8 protein-coding genes and 2 pseudogenes are annotated in these 13,330 nt (G+C 40.5%); 5 read left to right on the forward strand and 5 right to left on the reverse strand.

Features of this window, described 5'->3' with window-relative positions; translation table 11 throughout:
• Nucleotides 1-312 precede the first annotated feature (312 nt).
• Entirely contained in the window at nt 313-939 is a 627-nt protein-coding gene (locus tag ACFX4X_RS15710; RefSeq protein ID WP_089364094.1) for a LysE family transporter, read from the reverse strand.
• A 254-nt stretch (nt 940-1,193) separates the two neighbouring features.
• Here ACFX4X_RS15710 and asnA point away from each other — a divergent pair.
• The 4 genes and pseudogenes from asnA to ACFX4X_RS15730 all read left to right on the forward strand — a co-directional run bounded on the left by asnA (nt 1,194) and on the right by ACFX4X_RS15730 (nt 6,059).
• Nucleotides 1,194-2,188: pseudogene (gene asnA / locus ACFX4X_RS15715) on the forward strand (aspartate--ammonia ligase).
• A gap of 290 nt (nt 2,189-2,478) precedes the next feature.
• Nucleotides 2,479-3,711, forward strand: a complete 1,233-nt coding sequence (locus tag ACFX4X_RS15720; protein ID WP_377384668.1) for an MFS transporter — start codon at nt 2,479-2,481, stop codon at nt 3,709-3,711.
• A gap of 176 nt (nt 3,712-3,887) precedes the next feature.
• Nucleotides 3,888-4,516: pseudogene (locus ACFX4X_RS15725) on the forward strand (LysE family transporter).
• Between the two features lie 127 nt (nt 4,517-4,643).
• Entirely contained in the window at nt 4,644-6,059 is a 1,416-nt protein-coding gene (locus ACFX4X_RS15730; protein ID WP_377384670.1) for an amino acid permease, read from the forward strand.
• Between the two features lie 46 nt (nt 6,060-6,105).
• On the opposite strand, the gene ACFX4X_RS15735 is transcribed toward ACFX4X_RS15730, so the two are convergent.
• A complete protein-coding gene (locus ACFX4X_RS15735; RefSeq protein WP_377384672.1) occupies nt 6,106-7,779 on the reverse strand; it encodes a ribonuclease J in 1,674 nt (557 codons plus the stop codon).
• 502 nt (nt 7,780-8,281) lie between these two features.
• Nucleotides 8,282-9,178 carry a TetR/AcrR family transcriptional regulator gene (locus tag ACFX4X_RS15740; protein WP_377384674.1) on the reverse strand — a complete coding sequence of 299 codons (897 nt, stop codon included), beginning with the start codon at nt 9,176-9,178 and terminating at the stop codon, nt 8,282-8,284.
• 200 nt (nt 9,179-9,378) lie between these two features.
• On the opposite strand from ACFX4X_RS15740, the gene ACFX4X_RS15745 reads away from it, so the two are divergent.
• A complete protein-coding gene (locus tag ACFX4X_RS15745; RefSeq protein WP_377384676.1) occupies nt 9,379-10,884 on the forward strand; it encodes a DHA2 family efflux MFS transporter permease subunit in 1,506 nt (501 codons plus the stop codon).
• A 54-nt stretch (nt 10,885-10,938) separates the two neighbouring features.
• On the opposite strand, the gene ACFX4X_RS15750 is transcribed toward ACFX4X_RS15745, so the two are convergent.
• Together ACFX4X_RS15750 and ACFX4X_RS15755 are read right to left on the reverse strand one after the other, a co-directional pair.
• Nucleotides 10,939-11,187, reverse strand: a complete 249-nt coding sequence (locus ACFX4X_RS15750; protein WP_377384678.1) for a hypothetical protein — start codon at nt 11,185-11,187, stop codon at nt 10,939-10,941.
• An 87-nt stretch (nt 11,188-11,274) separates the two neighbouring features.
• On the reverse strand, nt 11,275-13,278 hold the full coding sequence (locus ACFX4X_RS15755) for a YhgE/Pip family protein (protein ID WP_377384680.1): 2,004 nt from the start codon (nt 13,276-13,278) through the stop codon (nt 11,275-11,277).
• Nucleotides 13,279-13,330 lie beyond the last annotated feature (52 nt).

The raw sequence follows: 13,330 nt of genomic DNA on the forward strand, positions 1-13,330 counted from the left end.
TTTAGAGGAGTAAATTAATGCGGAATTCACGAATAAATGCTTTCATTTCCATTAAAGGCCCATTAGGTTGAGTTTGGAGAAAAAAGGACAGCATTTAGCTGTCCTTTTTTCTATTATGCCACCTATTAATCACGAGTAAATGTACCAAATTCACGAGTAAATCATTGGAACTCACGAGTAAATGCACCAAATTCACGAGTAAATCATTGAAACTCACGAGTAAATCCCTAAAACTCACGAGTAAATGCTAATTTCGATACAGGATTAAGATAGCCATGGCCTCTGTTTGGTCTTTTTTTCTACAATTAGATCTTATGTAAATAAAACCTTGGCCGCTTGGATGGCGAAGTAAATGCCTATCCCTATCAGGGATATCCCTGATATGATCGAAATGCCCATTAGAATGGATTTGGATAAAAAACGTCTGAAGGTGCTGGCGATGATAGCCATTGTGAAATCCCAGGCTAAGAGGCCGATAAGAATCCCTGAACTGTATAAAAGTAAATGATTCATATCATATTTTGAAGCGGAGTTTGCGAGAATTGATCCATAAATCCCCAGCCAAAACAAAATGGATAAAGGATTCGAAAGGGACATGATGAATCCTGATAGGAATGAAGAAAAAAGGGAATCTTTCGCTTTCCGTACATTCACTTCAATCTTACCCGCACTAAGCAGACTTTCGATTCCGGTATAGGTCAGGACGAAAAAGCCAAAAAGCCACAAAAATGTCTTCATGAAGGAGTTATCTAAAAAGTGGACGACACCGAAAAAAACGAGGGCTATGAAGACAACATCCGCTAAAATGGCACCCCAGCCGAAAATCCAGGCATGCCAAAAACCTTTCTTGATTCCCTTGTCCAATTGAGCAGCGTTAATGGGACCGATAGGAGCTGCCAGTGATAAGCCTAATAATACATAGCTGAAAAAAGCACCCAAATCATCACCTCATTGTTTGATACATCCTGATTATTTGAATGTATTCAAACAATTGGACTTGTACCACCTTTTTATCTGAGTGAATATAGTTAATTATGGAAAATGATCCGATCAGGCTGGTGGTGTTTTGTAACAACCCAGAAAGTTCCTTCATATTGCAATTTAGTTATATGGAAAGATGCCAATTTGCAATATATGCGTTATTAAACCCCGGGTCAAAAACAAATTGGAGGATAATTATGCCCAAATTATCGATGCCAAATAAATACAAATCGATCCTTGATATCATACATACGGATATAGCGATAAATGAAATTAAGGGTCATTTTGAAGAAGGACTTTCAAATGCATTAAACCTTATTAAAGTATCAGCTCCTATCGTTTTAAATGAGGGTAATGGGATAAATGACAATTTAAATGGTATGGAATGGATCCTTGCGTTTGATGCTTTGGAGATTAAGTTAAACAAATAGAAGTGGTCCAATCTTTGGAAAAGTGGAAAAGAATAACTCTATCTAGGTATGGCCTTACTTTTGATGAAGGAATTTACACAAATATGAATGCGATAAGACGTGATGAAAAATTAGATAATTTACGCTCATTATTTGTTGATCAATGGGACTGGGAGAAAGTCATAGCAAAAGAACAGCGTAACTTAAATACATTAAAGTCCGAAGTGAAAAAAATATATAAAGCTATTAAGGCGACCGAACTTCATATGTTTGAATTCCATCCTATGCTTAGACCTGTGCTGCCTAATGAAATTCACTTTATTACGACACAGGAATTGGAGGATTTATACCCGAATCTGACTCCAATGGAAAGAGAAAATGTAGTAGCAAAGAAATATGGTGCGATTTTTATTATGAAGATTGGAAAAAAGTTGCAATCAGGAGAAAAACATGATGGACGTTCACCAGATTATGAGGATTGGGAGCTAAATGGAGATATCGTATTGTGGAATCCACTTTTGGAATGTGCTTTTGAAGTTTCTTCAATGGGAATTCGAGTAGATGAAGATTCGCTGTTAAAGCAATTAAGGTTATCCAAAAACGAAGATCGTACGACGCTCGAATATCATAAGTCGGTATTGGAAGGAAAACTTCCGCATTCAATAGGTGGAGGAATAGGGCAATCCAGATTATGCATGTTTTTGTTAAAGAAAGCACATATTGGGGAAGTTCAGGTTTCGGTTTGGAATGACCAAATATTAAAGGAGTGCAAAGAGAGGAATATCATTCTTTTATAAAAAACGGTGTCCCTAAAGCTGCTTAGTAGCAGAAATGGAAGGGAAGAAATAGTCGAGTAAAACGCTGTATTTAAATACTGGAAACCCATTCTTTTAAAGAATGGGTTATTTGCTATAAAGAATTTTAAAGTCGAGGCAAACTAGGAACACAAGGGATAATTTTGGGTTTCGCGCTACTGAATAAATCTATCTGTTCAATAACATAATAATTAAAGACATCTTAATAAGGTCAAAGATAAGGTTACCTTTTATGCAATAAGTTGCTTTTATAATGGATGAGGAGTGTAAGTATGGAAGGTCATGAGAAGCAAAATAATAATGTAAGCGTGTGGTGTCTGATCAGTATGGCATCGATTCCATTGGTAATGACCCTTGGAAATTCAATGCTTATCCCGGTTTTGCCCATTTTTGAAGAAAAGGTGGGAATATCTTCTTTTCAATCGAGCATGGTGATAACAAGCTATTCCGTTGCATCCATTTTTTTAATTCCTATAGCTGGTTATTTATCAGATCGATTTGGACGGAAAATGGTGATTTTGCCAAGCCTTGTCCTTGCCCTTATTGGCGGCTTGGTTGCAGGTTATGCATCATGGAAAATGGATAATCCTTATACATGGATCATCATTGGGAGAGTATTGCAAGGGATTGGGGCATCTGGAGCCTCGCCCATCATATTGCCACTAGTGGGGGACCTTTACAAGGATGATGATGAAAAAACCAGTGCTTGTTTGGGTATTATCGAAACCTCCAACACATTTGGGAAAGTACTGAGTCCAATATTGGGTTCCCTTTTTGCTGCATTTATCTGGTTTTTACCATTCTTCTCGATTTCATTCTTCAGTTTAATATCTATTGTCTTGGTCTTTTTCTTTATAAAGGTACCAAAAGAGAAGAATGAGCCGAAGAAATTAAAAGAATTCTGGCATGATACGAAAAAAATATTCAAGCAGGAAGGAAAATGGTTATATACAATTTTCCTGATTGGTGTATTTGTCATGTTGGTTCTGTTCGGTGTTCTTTTCTTTTTGTCAGACAATCTTGAAAAAATCCATGATTTGCATGGAGTCAAAAAAGGCTTAGTGATAGCGATCCCGCTGTTTTTCCTTTGTGTATCTTCTTATGTTGCAGGGAAAAAAATCAAGGGAGAATTACCAATCATGAAAAAGATCATCATGATCAGTTTAGCCGTCCTTTCAATCAGCCTTGTATTTGTCGGTTTTACAAAAGAGAAGGTTTTCCTGTTATTACTCGTAACGAGCTTGGTGGGGATTGCAATTGGTGCGTTATTGCCGACACTCGACGCCATCATCACTCAAAATATAAAAAAGGAACAGCGGGGGACGATAACCTCCTTTTACATGTCATCAAGGTTCATCGGAGTTGCAGCAGGCCCGCCGGTCATGTCCCTTGTCATGAAAAATCATCTCAATATGAGCTATATCATTTCAGGAATCATTGGTATATGCATTGTATTGATTGTTTTGAAATTCATTAGTACAGACAAGAAAGAAGCAGCTAGCTAAAAGGCTTCGGAAAAAAGAAAGCTTGGTTTGTCTTGTCCACGGCTTTTTTTTGTGTAATTCGCGTGAAGCGCTATTTACTTCATTAAGCCATCAATATTTTATCAGTTTGATGATATGGGTGGGGGTTGTCACATAGAATGTACAAGTCATGAACAAGCTCGAAGGAGTGATGCTTTTTGAGTGTACATTTACTGCTGAGTTACTTTTTCTTAGGGCTTACCCTTGCAGCACCGATCGGCCCGGTGAATTCTGCTCGATCGATAAAGGAATCAAGAACGGGTTTTGGCATGCCTGGATCGTTGGAACAGGGGCGATGATCGCAGATGCCTTGTTCATGATTTTAGTGTATGTGGGTATGGTACGGTTTTTAGAAATCCCGATCGTCCAAATCTTTCTATGGCTTTTTGGCGGATTTGTGCTTATTTATTCTGGGATGGAAAGTGTTTTACGGGTAAATACGATATCATTAAATCAATACAGGAATAGAGATTCTTAATTTTCCTGCTTTTTAACTGGGTTCATTATGTCAGTGACCAGTCCATTATCCATTTTATTTTGGTTAGGGATATATGGATCTGTTTTAGCTAAGACAGCTTCAAGTTATGGGACATCCCAATTGTTCATCTATAGCGGGATGATCTTTCTGGGTCTTATCTGCTGGGATTTTTTTGTAGCGGCATTGACGAATGGATTTCGCATGTTCTTAAATGAAAAAAGCTTAATGGCCATTTCGATCATCTCTGGATTATCACTGACTGGTTTTGGGGTTTATTTTGCCTATCAAGGCATTCGTGCCATCGCATAATAATGCTTCGATGCATTACATATCACTTCAATGTTATTCGGGAATTATTTAACCATATGATAACTTCTTCCTTGCATAATTCATTGTGGCATTATCAACACTATGAATGATGGAGGGGGGGAATGTTATGACAACAAAAGCCAATTGCAGTTCAGCAAAAGGGAAGGCTGTTCAAGATTCCAAATCAGGTGAACAACATGGCGATATGAAATGGTGGCAGCTATCATTAGTCGGTGTAGGCTGTACAATCGGGACAGGATATTTTCTTGGATCCACCATAGGGATTAAAACGACAGGGCCATCTATTGTATTTTCATTTGTTTTGGCTGCACTAGGTACATACATCGTTTATAATCTGCTTGCTAAGATGACGGCTGCCGATCCTCAAGAGGGTTCTTTTTGTTATTATGCCAATAAAGCATTTGGACGATGGGCTGGCTTTAGCTGTGGCTGGAATTATTGGTCCTCCAATATATTGATCATGGGAAGTCAACTTACTGCGCTTTCGCTGTTATCTCAATTTTGGTTCCCGAAAGTCCCACTGTGGCTATTTGCGGCTGGATTTGCCATTATTTCAATTTTTGTGGTATTGCTTGGAACAAAAGGGTTCGACAGAGTTGAAAACATCCTTGCTGTAATTAAGACAGCGGCAATCGTAATGTTTATCATTTTAGCAATATGTGCCGTTTTCGGCTGGTTTGGTCTTGATGGAGGGAAACCGCCATCATTTCCGAATACGTACAATGAATTATTTCCAAAAGGCCTAAAAGGGTTTTGGACATCCCTTATCTATGCTTTTTATGCGTTTGGCGGCATTGAAGTCATTGGATTGATGGCGATGCAGCTGAAAAAGAAAGAGGATGCGCCAAAGGCAGGGACGATCATGCTCATGGTTCTTACGATCATATATGTGGTTTCATTGGGATTAGCCGTAACCATGGTTTCATTAGGAGCATTCAATGAAAAAGAAAGCCCATTTGTTTCGGCATTGGACAATTATCACCTGACATTTTTCCCTCATGTATTTAATGGTGCGATCATCATTGCCGGTTTCTCGACGATGACCGCTTCACTGTTTGGTGTAACCAATCTGTTGGTAACACTTTCCAACGATGGGAATGCGCCATCATTATTCATGCAAAAGATCAAAAAATTCAAGGATCTTCCACTGCCCTCATTGGGTCTTGGAGCCTTAGGGCTTTTAGGGTCAATCATCACAGCCTTGCTCCTGCCAGGCAAGATTTATGAATACATTACAACCTCAGCTGGGATATTGCTTTTATATAACTGGGCATTCATCATTCTTTCTTCATTCAAAATCTTGGAAAATAAAATTTGGAGTAAGATTACCGCCGTTTTTGGACTTCTGCTAATTTTTGCTGCGGTCAGTGGCACACTGCTTGAAAAAGAGATCCGTCCCGGGTTTTTCATAAGTCTTTTATTCATCGTGATCATCGGGCTTGCTGCCATTTTCATGAAGTTCAAGGTTTGGAATAAAAACAAGGCGATGGCCGCAAGAGCGAGTAAATCAGAACTTGATTGAAAATAAGGAACTTGACTATATGAAGTCGAGTTCCTTTTTGTGTACGCTAAATCTCAATGATTAACGGAAGGATCATTGGTTTTTTCTTGGTTTGGTTATAGAGATATTGCCCGAGTTCCTTCTTGATGGTTTGTTTAATGATATTCCATCGGTATATTTTTTCACTTTGCAAGTCGTTGACCGTTTTCGTGACAAGACGATTTACATGCCGAAGGAGCTCTTCGGAATTTTGAACATAGACAAATCCACGGGAAATGGTATCGGGTCCTGATACTATTTTTCTTTCCGTCTTGCTTAGTGTTATGACAATTACGAGCATCCCATCTTCGGAAAGCTGCTTACGGTCGCGCAGTACGACTTCTCCAACATCACCAACGCCCATGCCGTCAACAAAGGTATTGCCGGCAGCAACCTTTCTCGTTTGACGGGCGACCGAGTTTTCAATATCCACGACATCGCCATTATTGATAATGAAAGTATTGCCCTTTTCCACCCCTACAGACTCAGCAAGTAGCCGATGTTGGTGCAACATCCTATACTCACCGTGAATGGGTATGAAATACTTAGGTTTCATCAGGGTAAGCATGAGCTTTAACTCTTCCTGATAGGCATGTCCAGAAACATGCATGCCTGTTACAGACCCAGAACCGTAAATGACTTTAGCCCCCAATTGGAACAGGTTGTCGATGATCCGGGAAACATCCCGTTCATTTCCGGGTATTGGAGTGGAGGCAAGGATCACTGTATCACCAGGTAATATGCTCATATCCCGATAATTCGAACTGGAAAGGCGGGACAGGGCAGCAAACGGCTCTCCTTGACTTCCCGTACATAAAACCGCGACCCTTTCAGGAGCATAATTATCGACTTCATGTGCTTGAATTAGCATCCCATCAGGAACCTCAAGGTAGCCGCGCTCGATGGCAACGGATACGACATTCACCATGCTTCGTCCCAGTAAGGCGAGTTTTCGGTTTGTCTTCTGGGCAGCGTTCACCACTTGTTGAACGCGATTGACGTTTGAAGCGAAAGTTGAAAGAATGACTTTCTGTTTAGCCTGCATAAACGCCTCTTCAATATGACTGCCAACCAGATGCTCTGAGGGACTGGAGCCTGGACGTTCAGCGTTAGTGCTCTCAGATAATAAAGCCAAGACACCTGCACTCCCGATTTCGGCCATTTTATGAATATCGGGATACTGATCATTCATGGGAGTTAAGTCAAATTTAAAGTCCCCTGTATGGACGACCGTGCCCTCCGGTGTATGCATGGTGACTCCAAGACAATCAGGAATACTGTGATTCGTTTTGAAAAAATCCAGACTCATCTCCCCAAATTCCAACGTTGAATCCGAGTCGATCTGGATTAATTCAGTATCACCCAAAAGGTTATGTTCTTTTAACTTCAATTCAATCAACCCAAGTGTTAAACGTGTGGCATAAATGGGTACATTCAATTTTTTCAAGAAATAGGGGATACCGCCTATATGATCTTCATGCCCATGAGTCACGATTAAAGCCCGGATCTTCTCCTTATTTTCCTGTAGAAAGGAAATATCAGGAATGATCAAGTCGACTCCTAATAAACTTTCATCAGGAAACTTTGCACCACAGTCGATAATGACCATATCGTTTGAATATTGAACCACATACATGTTTTTACCGATTTCATTCACTCCGCCTAGAGCCAGAATGGACAAAGCATTTTCATTCACACTCAAATAGCTAGACCTCCCTTTAGTATAATAAGGATAGTCTTTCCTTAGGCCTCTCTTATAAAACCAACTCTTTTTATAAAATGACTTTCTTCTTCCTGCAATTCAAAAATCATTCTTAAAAACAACCTACTTCAAATTGGCAAATTCCTTTTAAGCGGATAACCATAATAGGATTAACCATTCATGAAAAAAAGAAAACCGTAAAGAAATGCGAAAATACTGGAAGCAAATCCACCCTTATCAAAAAGCGAAACGAATTCCATGTGATATAAAAAACAACTGGTGAAAGTAGCAATAATGATTTCCAATTTTGGTTTTTCGATTATTGTTATCTTTTGAGAGAAAAAACGTTAAGATATTCACTGTTGCAAAAATGGTTATTAAATCCAATATTTACCACCACCTTAAAGTGATCATTGATAAAAGGGGCAGCATTATTAAAGATGCTCATAAAAAAACACCTACCGTCTAAGTAGGTGCGTGTGTCCTCTATTAAACCATTCCATCATTGGCCCATGCATGAGTTGATGCTTTCTTCAAAAGTCTCGATGTAGCCTTGTATCTGCGCTGCATATTGAGTCTTTAAAGTGAGCAGCAAACTTTCAATCAAAAATTTTCGCGGTTTGTCGGACTGCATCAGCTCATCTTGGATAAAATCGACCAGTTCAATTGCCCTTGATCGATCTTCACCGCAAGTAAAAGCATTGTTTATCACTTTTTTCAAATCCGTGGTGGAATTTAGCAAATCATTATGGCAAGGATCAAGATGGTTTTTAAGGTGGGGAAACCACGTATCCATTTGTTCCGGATCAAGGATCTGTTCTCCGCTATCAGCCACTTCATTGACTAAATGGACAATTCGGTTCATGCAATAGCGGATAATTTGTATGTCCGGTGTACCGACCGCATTAGCACGATAACTAAAATGATTCATATGGGTCATCATCGAATGAAAGATAATGACGCTATCTAATAGATAGGGTTTTTTGCTTTCCCCGAATATATCGAGAAAACGGTCATACATCCATCGTATGCTCAACAATAGAGTTTGATTGATGAATTGCTTTAATTCCTCGTCGTTGGAAACACGGACTTCTTCGATCAGGATAAGCAATTTACTTTGTTTGTTCACCATCATCTGCAATTCGAGCTGCTGGATGAAAATTTCAATATCAGCTGAATCTTGACCAATTAACAGTTTTTCCCTGTCGTGGCGAATCCTTGTATAGACGGAACGGAAAATGGCAATAAATAATTCACCCTTCGAAGGGAAATAATTATAAAAAGTACCTTTTGAAATACCGCTGCCGTCTAAAATGTCCTGAATGGACGTGGCTTGGTAGCCCTTATCAATAAACAGCTTATGAGCCGCATCGATGACATTCTGCCTTCGATTATTCATCATATCACCTAATTTTCATTATACTGCTTGTATAAATGTAATCGTACTCTATTTTCCAACACAGTACAAACCCTTATTTAAACAAGTAAATTTTTATTGCAAAAAATGAACTGGGGGTATATTATTGATTTTATGAGATTTAGATATACTCGTCGTACAATTAAATGAACCAATAGTTTGGATGGAGGATTAGATAAAAAGTGAGTACTGCACAAACAACTGAAAAAAAAGGGTCGTATGGCATTTTAGCCATACTGATGATCGGTGCGTTTATAGCGATACTGAATTCAACCCTTTTAAATATTGCACTGCCATCAATTAAAACAGACCTGGGAATAGAAACTTCCACAGTCCAATGGCTGACAACGGGCTACATGCTCGTGAACGGAATCATGATTCCGGCGACAGCCTTCTTAATAAGGAAATATTCAGTGCGTAATCTTTTCCTGACAGCCATGCTCCTATTCTCAATCGGGACGATCGTTGCAGGTGTAGCGGAAGCATTCCCACTATTATTGGGAGCACGTATGGTTCAGGCTGCAGGTTCTGCAATTATGATGCCGTTATTAATGAACGTACTTTTAACTGCTTTCCCTGTTGAAAAACGGGGCTCGGCAATGGGATTATTCGGTTTAGTCATGATGTTTGCCCCTGCAATCGGGCCGACGCTTTCAGGCTGGATCATCGAACATTATGATTGGAGAATGCTATTCCATTTCATTACTCCGCTTGCTTTATTAGTGCTAATTTTCGGCTTCTTCAAGCTTAAAGACAAAAAGGAAAAAGTCGATATTAGAATCGATAAATTATCGGTCATCCTATCAAGCCTGGGCTTTGGCGGCCTGCTTTACGGATTCAGTTCCGCAGGCAGCAAGGGTTGGGATAGCCCTTGGGTTTATGGAACATTGATTGTCGGTGCCATTTCCCTGATCCTTTTCATTACACGCCAACTTAAAATGGAAACACCGATGCTTGAATTCAGGATCTTCAAACATCCAATGTTCGCTTTATCTGCAACGATTTCAATCTCGCTGAATATGGCTCTGTTCTCGGGGATGATCCTAATGCCATTGTATACACAAACAGTCCGTGGCATTTCACCATTTGATTCCGGCTTGCTGATGCTGCCTGGAGCACTATTAATGGCCCTTATGTCACCGGTCACAGGTAAGCTCTTCGATAAGTTCGGTGCTCGCGTGCTTGCTTCAACCGGTTTATTTATCACCGTTGTCACAACGTATTTCTTCAGTAAATTTACAATGGATACATCTTATACACACATTGTGATTCTGTTTTCCATTCGTGCATTCGGGCTTTCCATGGCAATGATGCCAATCATGACAAACGGATTGAACTCGCTGCCAGCCCGTATGAACCCGCATGGTACAGCGATGAATAACACACTTAACCAAGTCTCCGGTGCTATCGGTACTGCATTGCTTGTTACGGTCATGTCCAACCATGCAGCTTCTTCCGGTGAGAGCTTAATGACCAAAGCGATGAGCAAATTAACAAGCCAGCCCACTGCTGAGGTGATGGAAAAAATGCAGGCCCAAGTCGGAATGCAGGCGATGCTGGATGGAATTAACTTCTCCTTCTTTGTATCGACCTTCATTGTTGCTGTGGCACTGATTCTGTCATTATTCATCAAGCGTGCATGGCCGGCTGAAGAAAAACCAGCCGTGAAAAAGAATCAAACCGCTTAAAGATACAACCAAAAAGCCCCTATGCCACCTGAATAATTAGGCGCATAGGGGCTTTTACTTTATCTCACTTAAGCTTTTTCGGGCTGGAACGGAATAATTCGACCGACAGCCAATATAATTCGACCCAGCCTGGAATAATTCGACCGACAGCCAAAATAATTCGACCCAGCCTGGAATAATTCGACCGACAGCCAATATAATTCGACCCAGATAGGAATAATTCGACCGACAGCCAATGTAATTCGACTCAAACCAGATTAATTTGGAGGAACGATCAACCTTTTTATTCGCGTTTTTACCCATATTCAGTGATTTCACTTCATATTGCTGTTCATCCTTCAGCAGGACTTACAAAAGGAAAGCGCCATTAGAATGAGACTGCGCTTTAAATCAAGAAGTCACTTCTTTTGAAGTTACCTTTGCATGCTGGATATGACTGGCTATCCAGCCAATGATCGCTGCAGTAATTAGATAGGCAAGTAAGATCCATATCTGCGTCCGCAAGTTTTCCCAGCCTCCTAATGAGATGACCTCTTGCAGCTCTTTTAGTGAGTGGGCCATAGGTAAAAATGAGCCGATTTTCATTAATAATGGCATGCCGAGTTCGCCAGGGAATGTTCCGCCGCAAGTAGCCAATTGGAACACGAGAAGGGTCACTGCTGCGAATTTGCCAACCACTCCGAATACGGTCACCAACATAAGGATGAACGTCATGAAGGTGAATGAAACGATGATGCTTGACAGAATGAATACTGGGACACTTGCCACATGTAAATGGAATCCAAAAAGGACGACCGCATCCACTAGAAGTGCCTGAATCATGCCGATTACATATACCAGCCCTAATTTATTCATGAAATGAACGGTTCCGGTAACCTTTAGATTCTGCCTGCGGCCAAGCGGTAAAATATTGGAAGCCATGATACCACCTACATAAAAGGCCAGTGACAGAAAATAAGGGGCAATCCCGGTCCCATAGTTAGGAACTTCCGATAGATTGGATTGAACCAATTGCACGGGTTCAGAGAACATCGAAGTGGTCGAATCGCCGTACTGAAGACTGGCCGTTTTATCGGCTGCTTCATTAAGCTTGGTGGATAACTTGCTTGATCCCGTTTCCAGTGAAGCCAGTCCGTCTTGAAGTTCCGTAGATCCACTGGCTAGCTGGCTGCTTCCGCCGGCTAACGAATCGATTCCGTTATTTAAAGTGGAGAAACCATTTTTCCATTTAAATAATCCATTCGCTAATTGTTCAGATCCCTCGTTTAATTGCTTAGCATCAGAGGTAGCTTGTGCCATCTTATCACCAAAGGTTTTCATCCCGGTTTGAATGGTGTCTTGTCCATCCGCCACTTTAGCAGCACCTTCGCCAAGTTGTTTTTGTCCGGCATTTAAAGCGGTGGCTGATTTGGATAATCCTTCAGATAGGGCCATGATTTGCTTGAAGTCTTGATCCTTTATTGCATCAGGATGACTTTTCATATAGGCATCCAATTGTTTCTTAAGAGTATTCGCTGTATCAGCCGCCTCTTTTTGCCCTTGCATCAGTTTTGCATTTCCGGCTGACCAGTTCTTAACCCCCTGATTTACTTCATTCAAAGCATTTTCCAATGATTGATGTCCTTCCGATAGCTGCTTCATGCCGGAATACAGGTTCCGGGAACCTGATGTTAATCCTTCCGCACCATCGGCTAAGGTTTCTTGTCCATCCAAGAGCTTTGTGCTCCCTGTTTTCAGCTTCTGGGCGCCAGCATTCAAGTCCTGAATGCCATCAGACAAGTTTTCACTGCCGCTTTTCGCATCCGCCGTTCCTTGATGAAGCTCTTCCGCTCCATCCCCGGCATCCTTCAAGCCTTTAGAAACATCGTGGAATTTTGAAAGGATGCCTTCAGAATAGACTTTCGTAATGCTTGCGTTGATCTTTGTAGTCATCTTTTCAACAGCAGTTGTGCTGATCTGTGAGGCAACGAAGTTTTTACCTGGATTGACAGTATACAAAAGTTTAGCCGTTTCCGGTTTTTCATCCATTAAAGTCGTGACATTTTCCGAAAAATCATCCGGAATCGTGACAACCATATAATAGGCCCCTTTTTTAAGACCCTTATTAGCCTCCTTTGCTGATACAAAGTGAAAGTCCAATTCTTTCTGCTTCTTCAATTGTTTAACGAAATCATTTCCAGCTTCGATTGGCTTATCGTCCATTTCCGAACCATTATCGAGATTGACCACTGCTACAGGGAGCTGATCCATCTGTCCATATGGGTTCCAATATCCTGCCAAGAAGAAACCAGAGTAAATCAATGGAACGATCAAAAGGAAAATCAAGGCGATTCTCCCGTGTTTATGTTTCCACATTGCTTTTATATCTTGAAGTACAAGTTGTAAACCTTTCATGATTGATCCTGCCCTTTCTAACAAAATGAGATTATTTCATCATAATGGCTTT

Origin of the sequence: Peribacillus sp. YIM B13481 (assembly GCF_042787985.1) — a bacterium.
GTDB classification, from domain to species: Bacteria; Bacillota; Bacilli; order Bacillales; family DSM-1321; genus Peribacillus; species Peribacillus simplex_A.